This is a genomic window from Pseudomonas sp. IPO3774 (assembly GCF_013386835.1).
In the GTDB taxonomy this organism is placed as follows: Bacteria; Pseudomonadota; Gammaproteobacteria; order Pseudomonadales; family Pseudomonadaceae; genus Aquipseudomonas.
Genome location: NZ_JACAQY010000068.1, coordinates 13,651 through 37,434 on the forward strand (window position 1 = coordinate 13,651; position 23,784 = coordinate 37,434).

The 23,784-nt window shown below is 63.3% G+C and carries 22 protein-coding genes; 12 read left to right on the top strand and 10 right to left on the bottom strand.

What is annotated here, in order from left to right:
- The first annotated feature begins 95 nt into the window (after positions 1-95).
- Both HYE77_RS30080 and HYE77_RS30085 read left to right on the top strand, forming a co-directional pair.
- A complete protein-coding gene (locus HYE77_RS30080) occupies positions 96-755 on the top strand; it encodes a FadR/GntR family transcriptional regulator (RefSeq protein WP_003216331.1) in 660 nt (219 codons plus the stop codon).
- Positions 745-2,025, top strand: coding sequence for a CynX/NimT family MFS transporter (locus HYE77_RS30085; protein WP_087692825.1), 1,281 nt, complete (start codon positions 745-747; stop codon positions 2,023-2,025). The genes HYE77_RS30080 and HYE77_RS30085 overlap by 11 nt, the downstream gene beginning before the upstream one ends.
- Here the strand turns inward: HYE77_RS30085 and HYE77_RS30090 are convergent.
- The 8 genes from HYE77_RS30090 to HYE77_RS30125 all read right to left on the bottom strand — a co-directional run bounded on the left by HYE77_RS30090 (position 2,022) and on the right by HYE77_RS30125 (position 9,720).
- Positions 2,022-2,672, bottom strand: coding sequence for a DUF1120 domain-containing protein (locus tag HYE77_RS30090; RefSeq protein ID WP_087692824.1), 651 nt, complete (start codon positions 2,670-2,672; stop codon positions 2,022-2,024). The two genes, HYE77_RS30085 and HYE77_RS30090, sit on opposite strands and share 4 nt — an antisense overlap.
- A gap of 15 nt (positions 2,673-2,687) precedes the next feature.
- Positions 2,688-3,815, bottom strand: coding sequence for a DUF1120 domain-containing protein (locus HYE77_RS30095; RefSeq protein WP_177070262.1), 1,128 nt, complete (start codon positions 3,813-3,815; stop codon positions 2,688-2,690).
- 11 nt (positions 3,816-3,826) lie between these two features.
- Positions 3,827-6,196 (bottom strand): fimbria/pilus outer membrane usher protein, encoded by a 2,370-nt coding sequence (locus HYE77_RS30100; RefSeq protein WP_177070311.1) that lies wholly within the window; start codon positions 6,194-6,196, stop codon positions 3,827-3,829.
- Positions 6,197-6,337: 141 nt separating this feature from the next.
- The gene (locus tag HYE77_RS30105; RefSeq protein WP_008435638.1) at positions 6,338-7,036 is read right to left on the bottom strand and encodes a fimbria/pilus chaperone family protein; all 699 of its coding nucleotides are present in this window, start codon (positions 7,034-7,036) and stop codon (positions 6,338-6,340) included.
- Positions 7,037-7,064: 28 nt separating this feature from the next.
- Positions 7,065-7,691, bottom strand: coding sequence for a DUF1120 domain-containing protein (locus HYE77_RS30110; protein ID WP_250884758.1), 627 nt, complete (start codon positions 7,689-7,691; stop codon positions 7,065-7,067).
- Between the two features lie 64 nt (positions 7,692-7,755).
- On the bottom strand, positions 7,756-8,385 hold the full coding sequence (locus HYE77_RS30115) for a DUF1120 domain-containing protein (protein WP_177070264.1): 630 nt from the start codon (positions 8,383-8,385) through the stop codon (positions 7,756-7,758).
- A 43-nt stretch (positions 8,386-8,428) separates the two neighbouring features.
- Positions 8,429-9,046, bottom strand: a complete 618-nt coding sequence (locus HYE77_RS30120) for a DUF1120 domain-containing protein (RefSeq protein WP_166742204.1) — start codon at positions 9,044-9,046, stop codon at positions 8,429-8,431.
- A gap of 44 nt (positions 9,047-9,090) precedes the next feature.
- Entirely contained in the window at positions 9,091-9,720 is a 630-nt protein-coding gene (locus tag HYE77_RS30125) for a DUF1120 domain-containing protein (RefSeq protein WP_087692818.1), read from the bottom strand.
- Between the two features lie 504 nt (positions 9,721-10,224).
- On the opposite strand from HYE77_RS30125, the gene HYE77_RS30130 reads away from it, so the two are divergent.
- The 8 genes from HYE77_RS30130 (at position 10,225) to dacB (ending at position 18,779) form a co-directional block, all read left to right on the top strand.
- Positions 10,225-10,959 carry a response regulator gene (locus HYE77_RS30130; protein ID WP_177021865.1) on the top strand — a complete coding sequence of 245 codons (735 nt, stop codon included), beginning with the start codon at positions 10,225-10,227 and terminating at the stop codon, positions 10,957-10,959.
- A 200-nt stretch (positions 10,960-11,159) separates the two neighbouring features.
- Positions 11,160-11,795: a response regulator transcription factor gene (locus HYE77_RS30135; protein WP_003216351.1), complete on the top strand. Its 636-nt coding sequence runs from the start codon at positions 11,160-11,162 to the stop codon at positions 11,793-11,795.
- Between the two features lie 100 nt (positions 11,796-11,895).
- The gene (locus HYE77_RS30140) at positions 11,896-12,366 is read left to right on the top strand and encodes a nuclear transport factor 2 family protein (protein WP_008435632.1); all 471 of its coding nucleotides are present in this window, start codon (positions 11,896-11,898) and stop codon (positions 12,364-12,366) included.
- 36 nt (positions 12,367-12,402) lie between these two features.
- Positions 12,403-12,678 (top strand): GIY-YIG nuclease family protein, encoded by a 276-nt coding sequence (locus HYE77_RS30145; protein WP_003216354.1) that lies wholly within the window; start codon positions 12,403-12,405, stop codon positions 12,676-12,678.
- A gap of 75 nt (positions 12,679-12,753) precedes the next feature.
- Positions 12,754-13,689, top strand: coding sequence for a glutathione S-transferase family protein (locus tag HYE77_RS30150; RefSeq protein WP_177008763.1), 936 nt, complete (start codon positions 12,754-12,756; stop codon positions 13,687-13,689).
- A gap of 110 nt (positions 13,690-13,799) precedes the next feature.
- The gene (locus HYE77_RS30155; protein ID WP_177070266.1) at positions 13,800-16,226 is read left to right on the top strand and encodes a TonB-dependent receptor; all 2,427 of its coding nucleotides are present in this window, start codon (positions 13,800-13,802) and stop codon (positions 16,224-16,226) included.
- On the top strand, positions 16,226-17,260 hold the full coding sequence (locus tag HYE77_RS30160) for a YncE family protein (RefSeq protein ID WP_102369863.1): 1,035 nt from the start codon (positions 16,226-16,228) through the stop codon (positions 17,258-17,260). The genes HYE77_RS30155 and HYE77_RS30160 overlap by 1 nt, the downstream gene beginning before the upstream one ends.
- Positions 17,261-17,318: 58 nt before the next feature.
- On the top strand, positions 17,319-18,779 hold the full coding sequence (dacB, locus tag HYE77_RS30165) for a D-alanyl-D-alanine carboxypeptidase/D-alanyl-D-alanine-endopeptidase (RefSeq protein ID WP_177040289.1): 1,461 nt from the start codon (positions 17,319-17,321) through the stop codon (positions 18,777-18,779).
- A gap of 135 nt (positions 18,780-18,914) precedes the next feature.
- Here the strand turns inward: dacB and HYE77_RS30170 are convergent, their stop codons facing one another.
- On the bottom strand, positions 18,915-19,790 hold the full coding sequence (locus tag HYE77_RS30170) for a helix-turn-helix domain-containing protein (protein WP_177070268.1): 876 nt from the start codon (positions 19,788-19,790) through the stop codon (positions 18,915-18,917).
- Positions 19,791-19,927: 137 nt separating this feature from the next.
- Here HYE77_RS30170 and HYE77_RS30175 point away from each other — a divergent pair, with 137 nt between their 5' ends.
- The gene (locus tag HYE77_RS30175; RefSeq protein ID WP_008435625.1) at positions 19,928-20,839 is read left to right on the top strand and encodes a DMT family transporter; all 912 of its coding nucleotides are present in this window, start codon (positions 19,928-19,930) and stop codon (positions 20,837-20,839) included.
- A gap of 57 nt (positions 20,840-20,896) precedes the next feature.
- On the opposite strand, the gene norR is transcribed toward HYE77_RS30175, so the two are convergent.
- Positions 20,897-22,441, bottom strand: coding sequence for a nitric oxide reductase transcriptional regulator NorR (gene norR / locus HYE77_RS30180; RefSeq protein ID WP_008435623.1), 1,545 nt, complete (start codon positions 22,439-22,441; stop codon positions 20,897-20,899).
- Positions 22,442-22,588: 147 nt separating this feature from the next.
- Between norR and hmpA the strand changes: the two genes are divergently transcribed.
- Positions 22,589-23,770 (top strand): NO-inducible flavohemoprotein, encoded by a 1,182-nt coding sequence (hmpA, locus tag HYE77_RS30185; RefSeq protein WP_102369858.1) that lies wholly within the window; start codon positions 22,589-22,591, stop codon positions 23,768-23,770.
- Positions 23,771-23,784: the final 14 nt, after the last annotated feature.

Genomic DNA, 23,784 nt, shown 5'->3' on the forward strand with positions numbered 1-23,784 from the left:
TGCCTGCCCAAGAACCCTAGTGCGTTGCCTTTGTAGGCAACTCCGAATAGGCTGTGGGAAAATTCATCCTATGATTGGATGAAAGGACGAAACCCATGACAGACATCGCCCCCCTGATCAAACGCTCCCTCGTCGATCAAGCCCTCGAACAGTTGCGCCAGCGCATCACCCAAGGCGTATGGGCCATCGGCGAACGCCTGCCCACCGAGCCCGAGTTGTCTGCCGAGTTGGGGATCAGCCGCAACACCGTGCGTGAAGCCATGCGCGTATTGGCATTCTCCGGGTTGATCGAGATCCGCCAGGGCGACGGCAGCTATTTGCGCTCCATGACCGACCCGCTGGGCGCGATGAAAGCCTTGTCCCACTGCACCCTGGCTCAGGCGCAGGAGACGCGGCAGATTCTTGAAGTCGAGGCAGTCGGCTTGGCCGCGTTGCGCCGCACCGATGAAGACCTGGTCGCTTTGCGCGCGGCCCTCAACGCCAGCGGCGACCATTACCACGGTGATCTTGAGCACTACATCAGCTGCGACCTGGTGTTCCACAAACGCCTGGTGGACGCGGCCCACAACCCGGCCTTGAGCGAGCTGTATCAGTACTTCTCGAGCATTGTCGGCGCGCAACTGCGCCAGACCCTGAACATCCAGCCGCGCCGGCAAGCGGTATTCGACCTGCACGGCGCCTTGCTCGATGCCGTGGAGCAACAGGACCCGGAACGCGCCAAGGCCCTGTCCCGGCAGTTGATCAATGAACCTTGAACCCGAGACCACCATGCCCCGTTCAGAAAATGCCCTTGATGAACTGCTGATCGACGCCGAAGCCGATGACGATGAGGTCCAGCACAGCCCGCCGGTGGTGAGCCGTCCGTGGTTGTTGCTGTTGGGCCTGATCCTGGTGGCGCTGAACCTGCGCCCGGCGTTGTCGAGCATGGCGCCGCTGCTCGCTGAGGTTTCCCACAGCCTGGGTCTCTCGGCGGCCAAGGCCGGGTTGCTGACGACGCTGCCCGTCTTGTGCCTGGGCCTGTTCGCGCCACTGGCTCCGATCCTGGCCCGACGTTTTGGCGCCGAGCGGGTGGTGCTGGGCATTCTGCTGACCCTGGCCGGCGGCATCATCCTGCGCAGTTCATTCGGTGAGGCCGGGCTGTTCGCCGGCAGCCTGCTGGCGGGCGCGAGTATCGGCATCATCGGGGTGCTGTTGCCCGGTATCGTCAAGCGCGATTTCGCCAAACAGGCCGGCACCATGACCGGCGTGTACACCATGGCCCTGTGCCTGGGTGCAGCGCTGGCGGCGGGATCCACGGTGCCCCTGAGTCATTACTTCGGCGACAGCTGGAACATCGGCCTGGGGTTCTGGATTCTCCCGGCGTTGGTCGCGGCGTTGTTCTGGTTGCCACAGGTCGGCCAGAAACACGGCGCGCACCAGGTGGCCTATCGCGTGAAGGGCTTGTTGCGTGATCCGCTGGCCTGGCAGGTGACCCTGTACATGGGCCTGCAATCCTCCCTGGCGTACATTGTGTTTGGCTGGCTGCCGTCGATCCTGATCGGCCGTGGCCTGAGCGCCACCCAGGCGGGCCTGGTGCTTTCCGGTTCGGTGATTGTGCAACTGGCCAGTTCCCTGGCTGCGCCCTGGCTGGCCACCCGCGGCAAGGACCAGCGCCTGGCCATCGTGGTGGTGATGGTGCTGACCCTGGGCGGCCTGTTCGGTTGCCTGTATGCACCGTTGGACGGCTTGTGGGGCTGGGCGATTCTGCTGGGCCTGGGCCAGGGTGGCACTTTCAGCCTGGCACTGACCTTGATCGTGCTGCGTTCACGGGACGCCCATGTAGCCGCCAACCTGTCGAGCATGGCCCAGGGCATCGGCTACACGCTGGCGTCCATGGGGCCGTTCGCGGTCGGGCTGGTGCATGACTGGACCGGTGGCTGGAACGCCACCGGCTGGATTTTCGCGGTGATCGGCCTGGGCGCGATCATCGCGGGGTTGGGCGCCGGGCGTGCGCGGTATGTCGGCGTGACCAGCGAAAAGGTCTAGAGGTACAGCACTTCCATAGTGCTGGAACCATCGATATGCACGTCGCTGCTGAGGTCGAGATTGTTCTTGGCAGCGATCACCGTATCGACCCTGACCAGGCTGCTCAGCGTCTGGAAGGCCGTCGGCCCGCTGGTGCTACCGACGGTGTCGGTAAAGCCGAGAAAGCTGCGCGAACCGATGTCGATCGGGTTGCTGTTGGCGGTGCGCCAGGCGATCCCGCCGCTGGTGGACTCGGTGCCGTAAACCTCCGGCAGGCTGTCGATCACCGTCTGCTTGGGGTCGAAGGTCAGGGAGTACAGCCCGATCTTGTTGCCACTCGGGTCCAGGCCCAGCCCGTAGTAGATTTCGCTGTTGACGTTGGCGGTGCCGTCGCGGTTGTCGCTCATGCGTAGGGCGTAGCGAGTCGCTGCCTCGCAGTTGATGGTCACGCTCAGGTAGCGCACCGGCAGGCGTTTGCCACGATCAATGTTCAACTCCTGTTGGGAAATCTTGCCGTAGTCGATCAGCCCGTTGCTCGACAGCGCCGGTGTACAGGCACTGGGAGTGAGCAAGCCGGTGACGCCAAGTTCGACACTGGAGGCTGCCGTGGCACCGCTGCTGAGGGTCAGCAGGGCAAGTGTTGCGAGAGAACGCTGGCGTAGGTGCATGACCATACTCCTTGATCAGAGGTAGATGATTTCAATCGTGCCCGAACCGTCGAGCAGTACTTCCGTACGCAGGTCCAGGCTGTTCATGGGGGACAGGACGGCGCGCACGCTGATCTGCCCACTCAGGTTCTGGATCGCGGTGGGGCCGGCATTGCTGCCGGGTAGAGCGGTAAAGCCGAGCAAGCTGCTGCTGCCGATGGGAATGGGGTAGGCGCTGGAGCTGCTCCAGGCCACGCCACCGGTGGTGGAGTCGGTGCGATATACCTGGGGCAGGGCATCGGCGCGCAGGTCGAAAGGGTCGAAATAGAGGAAGTACCGGCCGATTTTATTACGACTGTCGTCCACTCCCAGGCCGTAGGCGGTTTCGTCGATGCCGCCGGTGGCCGAGCCTTTGCGGTTGTCATGCATGCGCAAGGCGAAATGAGTCGGGCCGTCGCAGCCGATACTCAGCAGCAGGCTGCGGGAGACCAGCCCGGTTTCCTTGTCGGTGTTAAGGCTCCTGGACCACATACGGCCAAAGTCGATGATGCCGCCGTTGGACAGCGTGGTCTCGCAGGCCGCCGGAGCGAAGCCGGCTTGCAGCGACAGCTCCCGGGCGCGGCCGCTGGCGACGGCGTCGATCAAGCCGGTGGCTTGCCAGGTCACCGCGTCGCGCACTTGCAGGGCGTCGGCCTGTGCCCAGGCATTGACCAGCAATTGCGCCGAGAAGCTGCTGCCGGTGGTCGGCGCACCGTCGCGCAACGGTACGATGGCCTGGTCGGGCCGCCAGTCGAGTATCCTGCCCCTGGCACTGGGCGCCTGGCCTTGCCCGCTGGTCAACCCCAGTTCAACAGCCTGGCCGTCGAGTACCGCATCGCTGATGTGCACGCGGTAACTGCCACGTTCGGTAAAGCGGTAGCGCTCGGCGGTCGCGGCCAGGGCCCGGTAGAACACGTGCATATCGGTGGGCGTCGGGCAGTTCAGGTTGAGGCTCAGGCGGCGTTCTCCCAGCAGGATTTCTGCGCCGGGGTTGCGCTGCACGGCGCGGTTCATCACGCCGAAATCCAGGCGCGACTGGCTTAGGGTCAGTTGGCATTCGTCGGCGTGCGCCCGGCTCTGGACGATGGCGCCCAGGGCCAATCCCAGCAGTAACAATCGCTTCATCACAGTCTTCCTCATGGCGTCACACAGCGGGCCGGGGCGGTTTCGAAATACACCTGCGGGTCGGCTTTTTCCGCGAGTTCAACCTGCAGTTCACAGCGGCTCATGCCCGGTGCCTTGACCCACAGGGGACGTGGGTCCAGCACGTTCGGCAGGAACACCTGGCTGCCTTCCTGCACCAGGGTCACGAACTCGCCATCGGCGGTACTCACCGTGGCGCCACGGGGCAGTGGCGTACCGTGGTCGGTGGTCACTGTGAGCAAGGCACGACGGGTCAGGGCCACGCCGAATTCCACGCGGTCGACCGCACCGCGCCCGGCGCTGATGACGGCCAGGCCGTTGCTGATATCGGCGTTGCGCGGCAGCGACTGGGTTTGCACTTCCACGGGGCTGCGCCCGTAGGCGGACACCTGCGGTACCACGGCCTGGCCCTGGAAGTCGGTCCACACCGGGCCGCTGGGCGTGGTGAGCTTGACCCCGGCCATATCGCCGACAGACACCAGCGCAAAGGTGTCGCGCACCGGATAAGGCGAGAAGGTCACGCCACCGCTGTGGGCCACCACCGCACCGCGCACACCGCCCTGGTAGCTGGAGCGCTCGGCGTCAGAGCGGCTGTAGTTCATGTCCAGTTGTGCATAGCGCGGCAGATAGGACACGCCGAGGGTGGATTCCACTTGTTGGTCGCGGCTGTCGTGCTCGGCACTGACCCGGTAACTGAGTTGATCGTTGACCTGCTCGTTCACCCCCAGGCCGATGCGATGCTCGCCACCGGAGTTGCGCACCCAGGAGCGCCCACGCCGGTTCTCACCCAGTGGCACGCTCAGGTTCAGGTACACCGCGTTCTCGTTATTCTGCCGGCCGCTGACCTGCCACTCGGCACTGGCCGACAGCGACACGCCGCGCACGCTGGTGCCCCATGAGGCCAGGGCACGGCTGCTGTTTTCGCCGTTGAACGTGGTGGTGCGCGACAGGCCGGCATTGAAGGCTCCCAGCCATGGATGGGCCCAGCCCAGGGCCAGGCTCTGCTGGTCGCGATAGCGGGTGAGGCGACCCTCGTCGTCCCGTGAGTCGTAGTAGGCGGCGTCTTCCAGCTCCCGGTAGCCCATGGTGCGGTGGGAGGCGCCGGCGGTGATCGACCATTGCCGGCCCAGGCGCTGGGACAGGCTCAGGTCGGTCTGTACGCCGCGTTCACCCAGGCGTTGGGCATCGGCAATCTGGGTCGACAGTTGTACCTGGCCGTCTGGCCACGGCAACAGGCCGAGGCTGGCACCCGTGGCACGGTAGTCTTCGGCGGCAAGCGCGCCGGCCCCCAGGCTCAGGCGCGGGTTCAACGCACCGCTCCAGCCGCCGCTGATTACCCATGGATCGTCGCCCCGTGTATCGCCGATATTGCGCACCCGGCCCGCCCCCAACGAGTAACCCGGGGCTGGCAAGCCGATGCCGAGCATCGCCGCCGGCACGGTGAAGCGCCGCTCTTCGCCGGTGCTTTCCTTGACCGTCACTTCAACGTCGGAGCGTGTGTTCAGGCGCCTCACGTCGGTCAGCGAGAACGGCCCGGCCGGCACCACCGTGGAGTGAATCAGCGCGCCGTTCTGGCGTACCTCGACCTGGGCCGGGCTGTTGGCGATGCCGCTGATGGTCGAGCCCTGTTCCTGGTCCTGCAGGGCCTGTTCGGTAAACAGTTGCATGCCGGTGATCTGCGCCGATGACACTACCGGGTTGTAGAGGTTGATCTGCCCGGCCTGCAACACCGCCTGCTGCTCGGCGAAGGTGCGCTGGGCATAGGCTTCCAGGTGAGTGCTGCGAGACCTGGAATCCTGCCAGGTCTGCACCTGGCGGCTGCGCACGATCCAGTCGCCCGCGTTGAACCCCACTTCGGTATTGGCCGAGCCGAAGCGGTTGGTGTCGTCGCCATAACGGTTGTACAAACCGGTGAGTTCGTAGTTGAGCAAGCCGGCGAACCCTCCGGTTTCATAACCGGACAGCTCACGTTGGCGCGGGCGCAGGGCATCGGTGGGCACCATCAGGCTCACGCTCAGGCTGGCGGGGTCTTGCTCCACCACGGTTTGCGGGTATTCGCCGAGGAAGTCATGGCAGTGGCTGTCGCCCAGCGGGGCCGGTATCACCAGGTCGGCGGCGTCCAGCAGCGGGCGGTCGAAGCACAGCGCGCCCTGGCTGTCGAACTGAACATCAAGGCGGCCACGGCGCTGGCCGTTCACCGTCAGGCTCACGGCGTGGCGGCCGCTGGTGTAGCGCGGTGCGTCCAGCAACAGGTAGGCCAGTTCCGGGTCGATACCGCGCTGGTGCAGGGTTTGCGCGTCGAAGGCGTCGGCCCAGGCATCGGCCGACAGCAACGCCATGGTCAGTGGCAGCGCGGCCCGCATCCGGGCGGGGCGTAAAGGACAGTCGGGCACGGCTTCGCCAGCCGGGTCAGTGGTTACTGTGTTCACGTAAAGGCACTCAGGTTATGGAAGCCGGCAACGGTTGGCGGGCTTCCCGGTGACAGTCACAGGGCTGTCACTTCGTTATTCAGCGTTTGCGGCGGTTATCGGTGCTTCATAGGCGGCGACGGCAAAGCCGTACACGGTGGCCGGTTGCAGGCGTACGGCCGTGGCGGTGTGGGGCGTGCTGAGCCGCAGGGTTTCGCCGGGCAACACATAAGTGCGCGGCAGCACCAGGCTCTGCTTGCCGGGCAGCAATTGCAGCTCCTGGGCCAGGCGCACCACGTAAGGCGTGGGGTTGGCGACGTTCAGGTGACCGGCGTTCAACGACCAGGTCAGCCCGGTCCAGGGTGTGCGGTTCGGCGCCAGGCCCTTGGGATGAATGATCACCGGCAGGTTCTGGCGCACGGTCACGCCCACCCGCGCATGGCCAGCCTGGGCGGCGTCACGGTCCTTGGGCATGCCTTCGAAGATCACCCGCTTCAGGCGTTGGGTTTTCAGGGGCGTGGGGTTGCGCAGGATAAAGCGCACCAACTGGCTTTTATCGGCCTCGACCCGGGACAGGGGCGGGGTGACGAACAGCAGCGATTCGGTGTCTTCCGGAATGTCTTCCAGGGTGACGTGCAGCAGGGCCAGTTTGCCGTCGGTGTTGGTCACCGACACCGAAGCTTCGCCGTCGGCCTCGTTGACGATCACCACCGAGGTGTCGGGCACCATGCCGTCGGCAAACGCCTGGGTGCTCAGCAGCCAGCCCAGGGCCAGCAAGGTTGGATAGGTCTTCATGACGCAGTTCCTAAAATGATCACAGGGCTTAGAGGTAACGCAAATCCAGGACCAGTGAGCCATCGAGGGGAACGTCTTGCCTGAGGGTCAGACGGTTCGCCGGGTGGATGGTGGTCTGTGCGCGGATCCGGGTGGTCAGGGTGACGATGGGTTCCGGAAACGGTCGGCCGGGACGGGCGAAGCCCATGAGTGTCTTGGGGTGGATGGCCGGTTGGGGAGCCCAAAGGCCGCCTTCGGGGTTTGACACAAGTGACTGCATGGCCTGGCCGTCTCCTTGCGCCGCTTCGAACGCCAGGTCGACGTAACCCAACTGCTCCGCGGGCGCGATGGGGTTTCTCCCCAGGCCGTAGGTAGTGTCCGGTGCGGCGGACGAATCTTCGCGGCTGTCCAGGCCAATCAGGCCAAACAACAAGGGGCCGCTGCAGTGGATCTCTACCTCCAGCCATTGGGTAGGCAACGGGGTGGGAGCCACCTGGTTGAGGAGATGGGCAGGGATGGTGCCGTGGTCGATGATGCCGCTGCCGGAGAGCGCGATGGTGCAGGAGCTGGGGGTAACCAGGCCCGACAGGGTCATCTCGGTGGCGGTGCTGGCAAACACGCTAGAGCCGGTGTTGAGCAATAACAGCGCCGTGCACAGGCGTAGGGTTCTGTTCATCATTCGGTCTTCAATGTGTTCGGTGCAAGTAAGGCGCCTCGCCGCGAACGACGAGGCCGCGGGTTTACAGGTACTTCACTTCCAGCGTGGCCGAGCCGTCGATCGGGTGTTCATCGCTCAGGTCCAGGCTGTCGGCCCGGGCGATCTGCGCGTACACCACCAGGTCGCTGACGACTTGCTGGATCGGCACCGGCAGCCAGGTGCCCGAGGTTCTATCGCCGAAAGCCGCCAATGCGCTGGGTGGCAGGATCGCGTCCGCCGACTCTGCCCAGGTCGTGCCGTTATCCCCGGATTCCAGCACCGTGACGGCGACAGCGTCGGCGACTGCGTTATTCAGCATCAGGTCGTAGGCCCCCAGCTTCTGCGTACCGTTGATCAACCCCAGGCCGTAGGTGCCGCCGCTGGAGTTGGACCCGGCGCGGTTGTCGGTGCCCTTGACGGCAAACAGGGTGCCGCCGTCGCAGGTGATGGTCAGTTGCAAGGTGGTGCGTGGCAGTTGTTTGGGGATCGTGAGGTTCAGGTCTTTGGCGGAGATCTTGCCGTAGTCCACCATCCCTCCGCCGGACAGGCCAGGTGTGCAGGCGTTGGGGGTAATCACCCCTTTGACAGTCAGGTCGACGGTGGACGCCGCCAGGGCAGAGGCGCTGGTGCTGAGCAGCAGCGCGGTGGCCAGGGCATTGAGCGTAAGTTTCATGGGGCACACGTTTCCTTTCGAGTGGGGCCGGTTGAATAAAGGGTTACAGGTACTTCAGTTGCACGGTGGCATGGCCGTCCAGCGGCACTTCGTCGAGCACGGTCAGGCGGTCGGTGCCGTCGACCATCGTGTACACGCGCAGGTCGGCACTGAATTGCCGTATCGCAATCGGGGTGTTCGCACCGCCGTTGGTGGCGACCGAGGTTTGGGTGTAGTGGCCCAGGTAAATCGACGGGAGCCAGGTCACCCCGCCATCGGTCGAGTTGATCGTCTTGACCGTGACGCCGTCCGCGACCGGGTTGAGCAGGCCGAATGCGGTGGCGCCAAGTTTTTCGCCACTGTCCGTCAACCCCAGGCCATGCCAGTAGTCGTTAATTGCCGAAGTGCCGGCGCGGTTATCGATCGTGCTCAGCGCGATGAACGTTGGCGCTTCACACAGGACTTCCATTTGCATGGTCTGCGGCTGCAGTGAGGTCGGGCTGTCGGTGTTGAGTTCCTTGGCCGGCATTTTTCCGTAATCCACCACGCCTCCGCCGGAGAGCATGGGTTCACAGGCATTGGGTGTGATGGTGCCCGTGACGGCGAAGTCGGTACTGCTGGCGGCCAGGACGGTGGGGGCCAGCAGCAACGTGGCGAGAAAGACAGCGGGTGAGGAATTCATCATCGAGCAGCACCTTTTGGTTGCAGGTCAGGGGCGAAGGTGGGTTACAGGTAGAGCACTTCAATGGTGGCCGAGCCGTCGATATTGACTTCGTTGCTCAGGTCCAGGCCGTCGGTGCGGTTGATGTAGCCGCTGTAGGCCACGGGGGTGACCAGTTGCTGGGTGGCACGCGGGGTGCTGGCGTCTGCCAGGGTGGCGACCGAGAGATAGGTGCCGGTTTCAAAGCTGTTCCAACGCTCCCAGGTGACGCCATTGTCGAAAGACCCGATGGCTTGCACGGTTTCGCCGTCGGCCTGGGGCGGGCTACCGTTGGCGCCAAGGGTCAAGCTATAGGAACCCAGCTTTTGCGTGCCGTTGATAAAGCCCAGCCCGAAGCCGCTGCCGCTGCCGGAGCCAATACGGTTGTCGGTCGCCTTGAGGGCGAAGATCACCGGCGCATCGCAGGTCACGGTCATTTGCAGCGTGACTTTCGGCAACAGGGTGATCTGGGTGGCGTTCAAGTCCTTGGCCGACATCTTGCCGTGGTCGATGACCCCGCCACTGGACAGGCTCGGCGTGCAGGCATTCGGGGTGATGATGCCCTTGACTGTCAGGTCCACGGTGCTGGCGGCGAAGGCGGGGGCGGTGCCAGTGATCAGCAGGGCGCTGGCGACGGCGATCAGGTGCTTGTTCATGGTTGTATTGTCTCGGTGTTGGATCAACTGACGGGTGCAGCTCACCGCAGCGCAGAAAGAGGCGCGGTTGGGCGTCGGGTCAGTTCGGATAGTTGGCCGCCAGGTGAGTTGGCGGGTTGCCCTCTTGGGGTGGGGCGCAATTTAGCGCCGGGGGGGAGGAGGGGAAATACAAGAATTACGACAATCCGCTATCCCTCTAGCTCGCCTGCGTCAAGTCGGAATAGGTGGGCGGAGCTGTAGGAAAAACTGTCTTTTCGTAGTTCTTGTATCGCAAGAGTGGTATTCATGTGGATAGCTTGATTCGGTAATGGGTGCCAGGCGGATGGGTTAAGGATCACCGTCAAGCGCACCCTCACTAGACGATATGCCAGGGCCGTCTGATGGCCCTGGCAGGTCGGCGCCGATATCGAGGTGGCCATGATGCCAAGCGTGTTTGCTGACGACGCCCCCAGGCAGCAAACGGTGCCATGGCGCAGTCCTCCTGTTCACTGGAAGCACCTGAGCGTGCTGATCGTCGAGGACCATCAGGCCTATCGCGCCTTGATGGGCTGGTTCCTGCAAAAATTCGAAGTCGATCACGAACTGGTGTGCAACGGGCAGGCCGCGTTGACCGCCATCGCCCTGCGGCATTTCGACCTGGTGATCAGCGATTGCCGCATGCCGGTGCTGGATGGCTATAGCATGGCTCGTGAGATCAGGCGGCGAGAGGCCGTACACAGCCGCCCGCGTGTGCCGATCATTGCCTTGACCGCCAAACTCTCTGCGGACGATGCGCGCCGCTGCCTTGAGGCCGGCATGGATGCCTGGCTGCTCAAACCGCTGACCCTGGAACAATTGCGCGGGGTGCTGGAGCAGTGGCTGCCACAGCCGCCGGGCGCCAGTACGAACCCGCCTGCCACAGCCTGCGCCGGGGTGCACTGGCCGACTCGTGCCGAACTGATCAGGACATTTGGCGATGAACAGGTGGTGAACCAAATGTTGCGCACCCTGGTGCGCGAGGCCGAGGCTGATTACGCAGGCCTGGTACAGGCTTGCCGCATCGTCGACCCGCATGCATTGGTCGACTGCCTGCATCGCCTGGCGGGAAGCCTGGCGTTTTTTGGCGAGACGGAGCTGGATCGCTGTGCGGGGGAGTTGATCGAACAGGTGCGCAAGCACGGGATCCGGTGCAACAGGCGGGCATTGCAGCGGTTCGACCAGGACCTGCTGGTGTATCTGCGCTATTTGACAGATTTATGACATTTTCAGCGATTCTGTAGGGGGTATTACCTCTGTCTGTGGGCTTAGTTTGTAGGTGGTTTCCTTTTTTGTTGTAGGTAAAAAATCACCCGCTTAAGAACACGGGACGCCATTGAAAACCGCTCCCAGGTGGGCGGTTGTTGCCCGGGACGGACAGGGTTATTTTGCGCAAATCAATTTGCCATCACTCATGGATTTCTATGCTTCGCGTAATTATTGCTGACGATCATCCCATTGTTCGGATCGGGCAGAAGGTGGTGATCGAGGCCAACGGCAAGTGCAAGGTGGTCGGTGAGGCCAACGGCCCGGATGAGCTGCTGCGGGTACTGGGCAGCACCCCTTGCGATGTGCTGGTGACGGACTTCGCCATGCCGGGCGGGCAGCAGGCTGACGGCTATGTGTTGTTGGGCTTGTTGCAACGCCAATACCCCGGGGTGCCGGTGATCCTGGTGACGATGTTCGCCAATATCGCCACCCTGCGTGCCTCGTTCGCCGAGGGCGCCCGAGGCATTGTCGCCAAGAGTGCGTCGGCCAAGGAGTTGCCCACGGCCATCAAGGAAGTCTGCGAGGGCAAGACCTTCGTCAGCGAGTCCCTGCGGACCCAGTTGGTGCAGGCCGGCACGGGCGATCAATCACAACCGCCGCAACTGTCGGGCAAGGAGCGCGAAGTGGTGCGCATGCTGGCCAGCGGCATGACCGTCAGCCAGATTGCCGCGCGGGTCAATCGCAGCATCTCCACCATCAGCAAACAGAAAAGTACCGCGATGAACCGGCTGTGTATCTCCACCGATGTGGATTTGTTCCACTATGCTCGCAGCAGCGGAATGGTGCCCTGAAGGGACGGGATGAGGTATTCCTGGCGTTGATGCCAGTAGTGTTCCCCGGCCTTGGGGATTATCGTACCGGCCATCCCAACTTCTTTTGCGGAACCTGCCCATGAGCGACGCCCATAACGCCTTGATCACCGAGTTCTACAGTGCCTTCCAGCGCCTGGATGCCGAGGCCATGAGCGCCTGCTACAGCGACGACGTGGTGTTCAGCGACCCGGCATTCGGTGAACTGCGTGGCCGTGATGCCGGCGACATGTGGCGCATGCTGACCACCCGGGCCAAGGACTTTTCCCTGACCTTCGACAGTGTGCGCAGCGATGAAATCACCGGCAGCGCCCACTGGGTGGCGACCTACCTGTTCAGTGCGACGGGCAACACCGTAGTCAACGATATCCGGGCGCGCTTTGTGTTTCGTGACGGCAAGATCTGCGAGCATCACGACCACTTTGACCTGTGGCGCTGGTCGCGGCAGGCGTTGGGCACCAAAGGCCTGTTGCTGGGCTGGACGCCGCTGGTGAAAAACGCCGTGCGGGCCCAGGCGCTGAAAGGGTTGAAGGCGTTCCAGGCCAGTCGTTGATAAGATTGGCGTTCCTATGGTTTGCCGAATTGATCCGTGACGACTCCTTCTGAAGCCAAACCGTGGTTTGTCTACCTGGTGCGCGCCGCCAATGGCTCGCTCTATTGCGGTATCAGCAATGACCCGGTGCGCCGCTTTGCCATGCACCAGAGTGGCAAGGGCGCACGGTTTTTCCTCTCGAGCCCCGCCGTGGCGCTGGTGTACACCGAGGCATGCATCAGCAAGGCCGAGGCGCTGCGCCAGGAACGGCTGATCAAGAAACTCAAGAAAAGCGCCAAGGAGTGCCTGGCGGCGATCGGCCCATCAGTTTGACTGATAGGTTCCCATGCGCACCTTTGCCGGGTTTGCAGGCTAAGCTGGACGCTCACTCATTGAGCGGAGCCTGGCATGACTGAGTTGATCCTGCACCACTACCCGCAATCCCCGTTTGCCGAAAAAGCCCGCCTGTTGCTGGGCTTCAAGGGCTTGTCCTGGCGTTCGGTGCACATCTCGCCGGTGATGCCCAAGCCTGACTTGACGGCCCTCACCGGTGGTTATCGCAAGACCCCGGTGTTGCAGGTGGGCGCCGATATCTACTGCGACACCGCACTGATCGCCCGCCGCCTGGAGCAGGAAAAGTCCGTGCCGGCGCTGTTTCCCCAAGGCCTGGAACTGGTCAGCCAAAGCTTCGCCGCCTGGGCTGATTCGACGGTGTTCTCCCATGCCGTGAGCCTGGTGTTCCAGCCGGAATCCCTGGCGGTCAAGTTCGCCAAAGTGCCGCCGGAAATGCTCCAGGTGCTGGTGGCCGACCGCAGCAAATTGTTCAGTGGCGGCACGGCCACCCGTGTGCAACTGGATCAGGCCAAGCATCAATGGCCGGTGATCATCGGTCGTATCAATCAGCAGTTGCAGCACCAGCAGGGCGACTTCCTGTTCGGCGAGCCGTCGATTGCCGACTTCGCCCTGGCGCACCCGTTGTGGTTCCTCATGGGATCGTCGGTCACCTCGCCGCTGGTGGAAACCTATCCTGCGGTGGCCGCCTGGCTCGCCCGGGTGTTGGGTTTCGGGCATGGCACGTCGAGCCAGATGAGTGCCGAGCAAGCCCTGGAAGTCGCGCGCAATGCCATGCCGGCCAACCTGCCGGAAGAAATCTTCGAAGACCCGAACGGCTTCAAGCCCGGCCAGCAAGTGACCATCAGCGCCACCGACTACGGCACCGATCCGGTGGCCGGGGAGTTGCTGTTTGCCGGCCGCGAAGAGCTGATTCTGCGGCGCACCGATGACCGCGCCGGCACCGTGCATGTGCACGTTCCGCGCTTCGGATTTCGGATCCAACCGGCGTGACTGAAATTATTTTCAAATCGGTGTGAGGTAAACCTGTCGGCCATCCGTGTAGTGCTTGAAACTGCGATTAATTCGCATTAACAGCGTTTTTTACACACGGGTTCTCAAGCATGAAGTCCAGGGCAACGTCGGCGGGTTCGGTTAAACATTGGCTGGGAGCCTCGGTATTGGCAGTTTCGGGGCTGGCGCTGTTGCCCCTGGGCGTGGCGCAGGCGGCCGAGGCGCAGCAGCAGAGCACGCTGTTCAACTTTGCCCTGGCCGCCAAGCCGCTGCCCCAGGCCTTGAGCGACTTCACCCGGGTGACCGGCATCAGCGTGGTCTACACCGACGAAGCGCCCTACGCCATCAAGGCCCCGGCCATCACCGGGCAGATGAGTGCGGCCCAGGCCATGCAACGCCTGCTGGGTAATTCCGGCTTCACCTTCCGCCAGATCGACGCCCGCACCCTGGCCCTGGAACCGCTGCCCACCGACGGCGCGCTGAACCTCGGCGCCACCACCATCAACGGTGCCGCCCTGGCCTCGGATACCACCAGCTATCAACCGCCGCCTACAAGTTCGGTGATGCGTTCCCACGGCCTGCTGCTGGAAACCCCACAGACTGTCAACGTTGTACCGGCCCAGGTGATGCGCGATCAACAGCCGCGCAACCTCGACGATGCCCTGACCAACATCAGTGGCATCACCCAGGCCAACACCTTGGGCAGCACCCAGGACGCGGTGATGCTGCGGGGTTTTGGTGACAACCGAAACGGTTCGATCATGCAGGACGGCATGCCGCTGGTGCAGGGCCGCGCGCTGAATTCCACCGCCGAGCGCGTCGAAGTGCTCAAGGGCCCGTCGTCGTTGCTGTATGGCATCCAGGATCCGGGCGGCGTGGTCAATATCGTCAGCAAGAAACCCGAGCTGATCCAATCCACCTCGCTGACCGTGCGCGGCTCGACCTTTGGCGACGGCAAGAACGGCAGCGGCGGCAACCTCGACACCACAGGGCCCATCGGTGACAGCGGGTTGGCGTACCGCTTGATCGTCGATCACGAAGACGAAGATTACTGGCGCAACTACGGCACTCACCGCGAGAGCCTGATCGCACCGTCGCTGGCCTGGTACGGCGACAACACCAAGCTGTTGTTTGCCTATGAGCACCGGGAGTTTCTCTCGCCGTTCGACCGGGGCACCGCCATCGACCCCAAGACCAACCACCCGCTCAACATCCCGTCGACTCGCCGCCTGGACGAGCCCTTCAACAACATGGAAGGCCGCTCCGACCTGTACCGCTTCGAGGCCGACCACGATTTGAATGACGACTGGAAAGCCCACTTCGGCTACAGCTGGAACCGCGAGACCTACGACGCCAGCCAGGTGCGTGTGGTCAAGGTCAACGCCAATGGCACCCTGACCCGCAGCATGGACGGCACCCAGGGCGCACTGACCACCGACCGCTTCGCCACCGCCAGCCTTGAAGGCAAGGTCAACGTCGCGGGCATGCAGCACGACCTGACCTTCGGCCTGGATGACGAGTACCGCAAGATCTACCGGGCCGACCTGATCCGCCAGGCGCCCCGTGGCACGTTCAACTACAACGATCCGGTCTATGGCAATGAAGTGGCGGGCACCACCGTCAGCGCGCCGGACAGCAACCAGATGGACCTGCTGCGCAGCGACTCGCTGTTCCTGCAGGATGCGATCCACCTCACCGACCAGTGGATCCTGGTGGGCGGCGCGCGTTATCAGATGTACGACCAATACGCCGGCAAGGGTGTCCCGTTCACCGCCAACACCGACGGCAATGGCCAGAAGTGGGTGCCACGCGCGGGCCTGGTGTACCGCTACACTGACGAGCTGTCGTTCTATGGCAGCTACACCGAGTCGTTCAAGCCCAACTCCACCATCGCACCGCTGGATAACAAAACGGTGCTGGATGGCAGCCTTGAACCGGAACAGTCGAAGTCCTGGGAGTTGGGTACCAAACTCGACATTCCGGGTCGTATCACTGCCAGCGCCGCTCTGTTCAACATCGAGAAGCGCAATGTATTGGTCGAGGTGGGCGACGGCCCGACCGCGATCTATAGCGTAGCCGGCAAGGTCCGCTCCCGCGGCCTTGAACTGGACGCCAGCGGTCAACTGACGGATAAATGGAGCGTAATCGGCAGCTACGCCTACACCGATGCTGTTGTCACCGAAGACCCGGACCTTAAGGGCAACCGCCTGCAAAACGTCGCGAAGAACACCGGCTCGCTGTCAGCGGTGTATGACTTCGGCAGCATCCTTGGCGGTGACCAACTGCGGGTGGGCGCCGGTGCACGTTATGTGGGGGAGCGAGCGGGTAATGCCGCCAACGATTTCGACCTGCCGAGCTACACCGTGGCCGATGCGTTCGCCACCTATGACACTAAAATCGAGGGGCAGAAGGTCAAGTTCCAGCTCAACGTGAAGAACCTGTTTGACCGTACCTATTACACCTCGGCCGTGAACACGCAGTTTGTCTCCATCGGCGACGCCCGTCAGGTGTCCGTCTCCAGCACCCTGGAGTTCTGATGAAACACTGGTTACTGGCAGCACTGTTGATCAGCGGCGCAGCATCGGCTGATGACTCGACCTACCATCGCGAACACCGGGTGACATTGCCCGGCTCTGGCCACAGTTGGGGCTTTGTCGGGCTGGACCCGACCCGGCCGTATCTGTTCCTGGCTCGCCGGGAAAACGGCCTGAGCGTGTTTGATGTGAAACAGCAGCGCCTGGTCGAGACGGTGGCGCAGTCCGAAGGCGCCAACGGCGTGGTGTTCGTGCCTGAGGTAGACCGGGTTTTCGTGCTCAACACCGACGGCAGTCTGAGTGTGGTGGAGTTATCCACACTCACATTCTTGAAGCGTATCCCGGTGGCGCAAAGCAACCTCAACAGCGCGGTGTACGAGCCATCGACGGGCAAGGTGATTATCGTCAGTGGGCGTCGGGCGGATCGTTCGACTCTGTTTGAATTCGACCCGAAACAGGAACGAATCACCGGCGCCCATGAACTGGCGGTGAAGAAAATCGACCCGCTGCTGATCAAGGGCGACGGCAGCTTCTTCCTGCCGATGCGCGACGAAGGCAAGGTCGCCCGCTATTCGGCGAGCACCTTTGCGTTGCTTGACACCTGGCAGTTTGCCGGTTGCCCCAAGCCCAGCGCATTGGCCCAGGACGTGGCGCGCCAGCGACTGTTTGTGGCGTGTCGCGGTGAAGTGCCGGTGTTGATCGTTGCCGACCGGAAAACCGGTGAAGTAAAGGCGAAGCTGCCGATCACCCGCGACGTCAACGCCCTGGCCTACGACGAGCAGCACCGGCGCTTGCTGATCCCCAGTGGCGTCGATGCCAACCTGACGCTGGTGGATCAAACGGATGCCGACCACTACGCCGTACGCGCCAGCGTCAGCACCTTGCCGATGGCCTACAACATGGCGTTCGACCCGGCGAGCCAGCGGGTATTCCTGCCGGCCATGGACTTTACCCAGCCGGCGCCGAGCAAGGCCGAGCCCAAGCCGGACCCGCTGTTTCATGCCAATACGTTTTCCGTCACGACCTACGGGCCTTGATTGACCGGGAGGAATTCCACAAGCTGCGCACTCTCGAAATTCAAGGACTACCAGGTTTATGCGGTTGGGACGATGGACACACACCGGCGGGCTGCTGCTGGGCTTGAGCTTGTTGCTGGGCGGTTGCGCCACGGCGCCGAAAACTTCCACCAGTGCCAGCCTCGACCAGTTGCTGGCCGACCCGGCACTGCACGGCGCCAGCGTATCGCTGATGGTGCGTGATGCCCGCAGCGGCAACACGCTCTACCAGCACAACCCACGCACACGGCTGAGCCCGGCTTCGAGCCTCAAGCTGTTGACCACTGCGGCGGCGATGGATGTGCTGGGGCCGCAGTATCGGTTTTCCACGCAACTGTTGAGCGACGGCATCCGCCAGGGCGCGGTGCTTGACGGCAACCTCTACCTTCGCGGCCTGGGCGACCCGACGATCCAGTGGGCGGATTACCAGGCGCTGGCGGCCAACCTGGCGCAGCAGGGCATCCGGCAGGTGCGGGGCGACCTGGTGTTCGACGACACGTTCTTCGACGCCGAGCGCCTGGGCACCGACTGGTCCCAGGACGATGAAAGCACCTACTACGGCGCGCAGATTTCGGCGCTGACGGTATCGCCCAATGACGACTTTGATGCGGGCTCCCTGCTGGTCACGGCCAGGGCGCCGGTCGTGGCAGGGCGCCCGGTGACGGTGGAGATCAGCCCGGCTACCGATTACGTGCAGCTCAGCAACCGTGCGGTCAGCGGCACAGGCAACAGCTATGGAATCAATCGCCAGCACGGCACCAACCTGTTGCGCCTCAGTGGCGCGCTGGCGCCGGGCAGGCAGAGCCCGCAACTGGTCAGTGTGTGGGAGCCGACGCAACTGGTGGCCAACCTGTTTGAACAGGCCTTGGCGCAGCAGGGGATTGTCGTGCAGGGGCGTCGGATGATCGGGGGTGTGACGCCGACCACGGCGACGGTGCTCGCGCTGCATGAGTCGGCGCCGTTGCAGGAACTGATCACGCCGTTGCTCAAGCTTTCCAATAACAACATGTCTGAAGCCTTGCTCAAGAGCATGGGGCGCAAGACCGTGAATGCCGGTACGGCGCCTGCCGGTGTGGCGGCGGTGGCCGGGTTCCTGAAGCGTCAGGGGATTGATACGGCGACGTTGAACCAGGTGGACGGTTCAGGGTTGTCCCGGCGTAACCTGGTGTCGTCGCAGAACCTCACGGATGTGCTGCTGGCCGCCAGCAAACAGCCCTGGTTCAACGCCTGGTACAACGCGTTGCCGGTTGCCGGTAATCCGCAGCGACTGGTGGGCGGCAGCCTGCGTTACCGCCTGCGGGGCACCGCTGCGGAAAACAACCTGCACGGCAAGACCGGCTCCATGAGTGGCGTGTCGTCGTTGACTGGGTATGTCACCGATGCCAATGGGCGCAAGCTGGTGTTTTCGATGGTGACCAACAATTACGTGGTCGCAGGCGCGCGGGTTAAGGCGCTGGAAAACCGCCTGGCCACGGCACTGGCCAACAGCACGGACTATTGAGCACCGAAGATCAAAGGTGGGAGCGGGCTTGCTCGCGAATGCGCTGGTTCAGTCAGTACATGTGTTGACTGTCACACCGCTTTCGCGAGCAAGCCCGCTCCCACATTGGACCTGTGCCGTCAGGCAGATTGCATTTCAAGGCAGGAACGCCTGCCGGTATTCACCAGGGGTTGCGCCCATCGCCTGGCGGAACCGGTTGGTAAAGTGGCTCGCGCTGGAAAATCCGCACGCCAGGGCAATCTCGCCCAGCGGCAACGACCCACCCCGCAACAACTCCCGGGCGCGGGCCAGGCGCCGCGCCAGCAGATATTGATGGGGCGGCAGTCCAAAACTCTCGCGAAACATCCGCGCAAAGTGGTACTCCGACAACGCACACAAGCCTGCCAACTGCCCCAGGCTGATCGGCTCCGCCAGTTGCTGGTCGATGTGCTCCACCAGTTGCCGGCGCTGGTGGGCGGCCAGCCCGCCTTTCAAACGCAAACCCTCGCGCATCCCCACCTGGCTGAGCAAGGTATGGCTGAGCATTTCATGGGCCAGGCAGCTGGTCAGCAGGCGTTCGCCGGGCTCTTTCCAGTTCAGGCCGATCAACTGGTGAAAACGCCGGGCCTGCCGCGCATCGTCGAGGAAGGTGCTCTCGCGCAGTTGCAACTCGCGGGGTTCGCGGTCCAGCAAGGTGACGCAGCCCAGGGCGAATTGCTCGGGGCTGAAATACACGTGGGCCAGGCGGATTTCGCCGTTGATCACCCAGGCCGACTGATGCTCGGCCGGCAGGATGCACAGCTTGTCCGGGCCGCCCTTGGTGCCGGGCTGGTCGCGGCGAAAGGTGCCGGTGCCGCCGCCGATGTAGCAGGACAAGGTGTGGTGCTCGGGGGCTTCGTAATCCTGGGCGTCGTGATGGTTGCTCCACAAGGCTGCAGACAAGCCGTCACCGAGCTCGGCGCACAGCTCGAGGCGAGCGTTGGGCGAGCGGTTGAGGGATTGAAAGACTTGCAGGGTTTCCAGTGGCGGCATATTCGTACTCTCTGACGGCTTGCATCCTACTCCCAGCGGCGGCGGCTGTGATCCCGGCAGCCGACAAAAGCGCAAGAATGTGCAAGAGACCTGGTGCCGCCAGGGGCGAAACTGTGGCTCAACCCTCGGAGCCCGCCATGAACCTTTTCCTGTATTTACTCACCGTATTGATCTGGGGCACCACCTGGATTGCCCTCAAGTGGCAACTGGGCGTGGTGGCGATTCCGGTGTCCATCGTCTATCGCTTTGGCCTCGCGGCGCTGGTGCTGTTCGTGATGCTGCTGCTCAGCCGCAAGCTGCAGGTGATGAACCGGCGCGGGCATCTGATCTGCCTGGCCCAGGGCCTGTGCCTGTTTTGCGTCAACTTCATGTGCTTCCTGACCGCCAGCCAGTGGATTCCCAGCGGCCTGGTGGCGGTGGTGTTCTCGACGGCCACCTTGTGGAACGCGCTGAACGCCCGGGTGTTCTTCGGGCAGAAGGTCGCACGCAATGTGTTGATGGGCGGCGGCCTTGGCTTGCTGGGCCTGGGGCTGTTGTTCTGGCCGGAACTGGTGGGGCACACCGCCAGCCCGCAAACCTTGCTCGGCCTGGGTTTGGCATTGCTCGGCACCATGTGTTTCTCGGCGGGCAATATGCTGTCGAGCCTGCAGCAGAAGGCCGGCCTCAAGCCACTGACCACCAATGCCTGGGGCATGGCCTATGGTGCGTCGATGCTGGCGATGTACTGCGCGGTGCAGGGCATTCCGTTCGACATGGAATGGAACAGCCGGTACATCGGTTCGCTGCTGTACCTGGTGATCCCGGGTTCGGTGATTGGCTTTACCGCCTACCTGACCCTGGTCGGGCGCATGGGGCCGGAGCGGGCGGCGTATTGCACCGTGCTGTTCCCGGTGGTGGCGTTGAACGTCTCGGCGTTTGCCGAGGGCTATCAGTGGACGGCGCCGGCGTTGGCGGGGTTGGTGCTGGTGATGCTGGGGAATGTGTTGGTGTTTCGCAAGCCCAAGGCTGGCGCGCCGATCAATCCAATCTACAAGGCGAAGCAGGTTTAGTGTGGGGGGCTCGACAGCTCCCACATTTGATCTCCTTTACCTGAGAATCACCGTTCATTACTTCAGGCCCAGGCGCTTGGCCATTCGTCCCAGGTTGGCCCGGTCCAGGCCCAGCTCACGGGCGGCACTGGCCCAGTTGTGCTGGTGGCGTTCGAGGCAGGCGCTGATGACCTGGCGCTGGTAGTTCTCGGTGGCCAGGCGCAGGTCGCCGGTGACGTCCGGCACGGGGTCGGGCTGCGCTTCGAGCGGTGGCGCGGTAGCGTTCGGCAAGTCCAGATCCGCCGCGCTGAGGCTGAGAATCTTCGGGCGCTCCCGGCAGTTACCCAGGGCTTTCAAGGCGCTGCGGCCGATCAAGTGTTCCAGTTCGCGCACATTCCCCGGCCAGGTATAAGCCAGCAGTGCCGCCTGGGCATCGCTGGTCAGGCGCAGGCTGCCCAGGCCCATGCGTGAGCGGTTCTGTTCAAGGAAAAAGCCCGCCAGCAACAGCACATCGCGACCGCGCTCACGCAGGGCCGGCACTTGCAGGGGATACACGCTTAAACGGTGATAGAAGTCGGCACGATAGCGGCCGCTGCGTACTTCTTCGGCCAGATCCCGGTTAGTGGCAGCGATCAGGCGCACATCCACCTGGTGCTCCTTGTCAGACCCCAGGCGCTGCAACTGGCCACTTTGCAGCACCCGCAGCAGCTTGGCCTGCACGGTGAGGGACAACTCGCCCACTTCATCAAGAAACAGCGTGCCGCCATTCGCCAGCTCGAACTTGCCCCGGCGTTCGTTGAGCGCGCCGGTAAACGCCCCGCGCACGTGGCCGAACAGTTCGCTTTCCACCAGGGTTTCCGGCAGGGCGGCGCAGTTGAGGCTGATCAGCGGTTTCTCGGCGCGGTTTGATGCAGCATGGATCGCCTGGGCCACCAGCTCCTTGCCCACGCCGGTCTCGCCGGTGATCAATACCGTCAGGTCACTGCCACCCACCAGGTTGATTTCTTCCACCAGGCGTTTGTGGCTCTTGCTCTGGCCGATCATTTCCTTGTGCTGCTGGCCGCTGGCCTGGCGGTAGATTTCGGCGCGCTGGTGTTCGTCTTCGGCACGCAGGGCCAGGCGTTCAATGCGTTCAGCGACATTGACGGTGGCGGCGGCGAGACTGGCGAAGGCTTGCAGGGCGTCCAGTTCCACCCGTTCGAAGCGCTCGGTATCCAGGGCGTCGAGGGTCAGCAGGCCCCAGGGCTGGTCGTCGACAAACAGTGGGCAGCCCATGCAGTCGTGAACCTCCAAGTGGCCGTGCAGGCCATCCACCAGGCCGTCATAGGGGTCGGGCAGTTCGCTGTCGCTGTCAAAGCGGGTAGGGCCGGGGCTGCTGAGCAGCACGGCGAAACGCGGATGTTCGCTGACCTTGAAGCGCCGGCCGAGGGTGTCGGTGCTCAAGCCATCCACCGCCAGCGGCACCAGCCATTCGCCGTCGAGGCGCAGCAGGGCGGCCGCGTCGCAGGGTAGCAGGGCGCGCATGGCCTGGAGCAGGCGCCGGTAACGCTCGCCTTCGGGCAACTCGCGGGACAGGTCGGCGACCAGGGGCAGCAGGGTGGTGAGCAGCGGCTTCGCAGTCATAATGACTCCTTGTAGTCATAGTGACTATATAACGTAGGAAGTCATACTGACTACATTAATATTAAGCATTTGATTTATAAGGATTTATTAGTTGGCATGAATACTGAGTAGTAAAGGGTATTCAGTAAGAAGACTCAGGAGTCTGCCATGCTTAGTGCCCAAGACCGTGCCATCGTCAAATCCACCGTGCCCCTGCTGGAAAGTGGCGGCGAAGCCCTGATCACCCATTTCTACCGGATGATGCTGTCCGAATACCCAGAAGTACGTCCGCTGTTCAACCAGGCCCACCAGGCCAGCGGCGACCAGCCCCGGGCCTTGGCCAACGGCGTGCTGATGTACGCCCGGCATATCGACCAACTCGACCAGTTGGGCGATCTGGTGGCAAAGATCATCAACAAGCACGTGGCCCTGCAGATCCTGCCGGAGCATTACCCGATTGTCGGTACCTGCCTGCTGCGGGCAATTTCCGAAGTGCTGGGCAGCGAAATCGCCACCCCTGAAGTGATGAGTGCCTGGGGCGCCGCCTATGGCCAATTGGCCGACATCCTGATCGGTGCCGAGGCGGCTATCTATAAAGAGAAGGAACAAGCACCGGGCGGCTGGCGTGGCGCGCGGCCGTTCACCTTGGTCAAGCGTGTGGAGGAGAGCGCGGAAATTATCTCGTTTTACTTCGCGCCTGTGGATAACGGCCCGATCCTGGCCGCCGAGCCTGGGCAGTACATCGGCATGAAGCTGGTGCTGGAGGGCGAGGAGGTGCGCCGCAACTATTCCCTGTCGGCGCGTGGCGATTCGGGCCAGTACCGCATCAGCGTCAAGCGCGAAGCCGGTGGGCGGGTGTCGAACTACCTGCATGACCAGTTCCAGGTGGGTGCGACCATCGATCTGTTCCCGCCTTCGGGGGAGTTCACCCTGGCGGCCAGCGACAAGCCATTGGTGCTGATCAGCGGCGGCGTGGGCATCACGCCAACATTGCCGATGCTCGAAGCGGCGCTGGCCACCGAGCGTCCGGTTCACTTTATCCACTGCGCGCGTAATGGCGGCGTGCATGCGTTCCGCGAATGGGTGGACGGCCTGGCGGCGCAGCATCCGCAGCTCAAGCGCTTCTATTGCTACGCCGAGGATGATGGCGTGAGCCCGGCGGCGGACAAGGTCGGGATGCTGAGCCAGGAGCAACTGGCGGCGTGGCTGCCGCAGGAGCGCGATGTGGATGCGTACTTCCTGGGGCCTAAAGGCTTCATGGCGGCGATCAAGCGTCACTTGAAGGCCCTGGGTGTGCCGGAAGCGCAGAGCCGGTATGAGTTCTTTGGGCCGGCGTCGGCCCTGGAATAACTTACTCGGTCAAA

Bases quoted from the DNA above. Each gene is read 5' to 3' on its own strand.
- HYE77_RS30125 (WP_087692818.1), bottom strand. From the start codon at position 9,720: ATGAACAAGCACCTGATCGCCGTCGCCAGCGCCCTGCTGATCACTGGC.
- HYE77_RS30135 (WP_003216351.1), top strand. From the start codon at position 11,160: ATGCTTCGCGTAATTATTGCTGACGATCATCCCATTGTTCGGATCGGG.
- HYE77_RS30095 (WP_177070262.1), bottom strand. From the start codon at position 3,815: ATGAAGCGATTGTTACTGCTGGGATTGGCCCTGGGCGCCATCGTCCAG.
- HYE77_RS30115 (WP_177070264.1), bottom strand. From the start codon at position 8,385: ATGAAACTTACGCTCAATGCCCTGGCCACCGCGCTGCTGCTCAGCACC.
- HYE77_RS30100 (WP_177070311.1), bottom strand. From the start codon at position 6,196: ATGCGGGCCGCGCTGCCACTGACCATGGCGTTGCTGTCGGCCGATGCC.
- HYE77_RS30150 (WP_177008763.1), top strand. From the start codon at position 12,754: ATGACTGAGTTGATCCTGCACCACTACCCGCAATCCCCGTTTGCCGAA.
- HYE77_RS30155 (WP_177070266.1), top strand. From the start codon at position 13,800: ATGAAGTCCAGGGCAACGTCGGCGGGTTCGGTTAAACATTGGCTGGGA.
- hmpA (WP_102369858.1), top strand. From the start codon at position 22,589: ATGCTTAGTGCCCAAGACCGTGCCATCGTCAAATCCACCGTGCCCCTG.
- HYE77_RS30120 (WP_166742204.1), bottom strand. From the start codon at position 9,046: ATGAATTCCTCACCCGCTGTCTTTCTCGCCACGTTGCTGCTGGCCCCC.
- HYE77_RS30085 (WP_087692825.1), top strand. From the start codon at position 745: ATGAACCTTGAACCCGAGACCACCATGCCCCGTTCAGAAAATGCCCTT.
- HYE77_RS30080 (WP_003216331.1), top strand. From the start codon at position 96: ATGACAGACATCGCCCCCCTGATCAAACGCTCCCTCGTCGATCAAGCC.
- dacB (WP_177040289.1), top strand. From the start codon at position 17,319: ATGCGGTTGGGACGATGGACACACACCGGCGGGCTGCTGCTGGGCTTG.
- norR (WP_008435623.1), bottom strand. From the start codon at position 22,441: ATGACTGCGAAGCCGCTGCTCACCACCCTGCTGCCCCTGGTCGCCGAC.
- HYE77_RS30140 (WP_008435632.1), top strand. From the start codon at position 11,896: ATGAGCGACGCCCATAACGCCTTGATCACCGAGTTCTACAGTGCCTTC.
- HYE77_RS30110 (WP_250884758.1), bottom strand. From the start codon at position 7,691: ATGAACAGAACCCTACGCCTGTGCACGGCGCTGTTATTGCTCAACACC.
- HYE77_RS30160 (WP_102369863.1), top strand. From the start codon at position 16,226: ATGAAACACTGGTTACTGGCAGCACTGTTGATCAGCGGCGCAGCATCG.
- HYE77_RS30090 (WP_087692824.1), bottom strand. From the start codon at position 2,672: ATGCACCTACGCCAGCGTTCTCTCGCAACACTTGCCCTGCTGACCCTC.
- HYE77_RS30175 (WP_008435625.1), top strand. From the start codon at position 19,928: ATGAACCTTTTCCTGTATTTACTCACCGTATTGATCTGGGGCACCACC.
- HYE77_RS30170 (WP_177070268.1), bottom strand. From the start codon at position 19,790: ATGCCGCCACTGGAAACCCTGCAAGTCTTTCAATCCCTCAACCGCTCG.
- HYE77_RS30105 (WP_008435638.1), bottom strand. From the start codon at position 7,036: ATGAAGACCTATCCAACCTTGCTGGCCCTGGGCTGGCTGCTGAGCACC.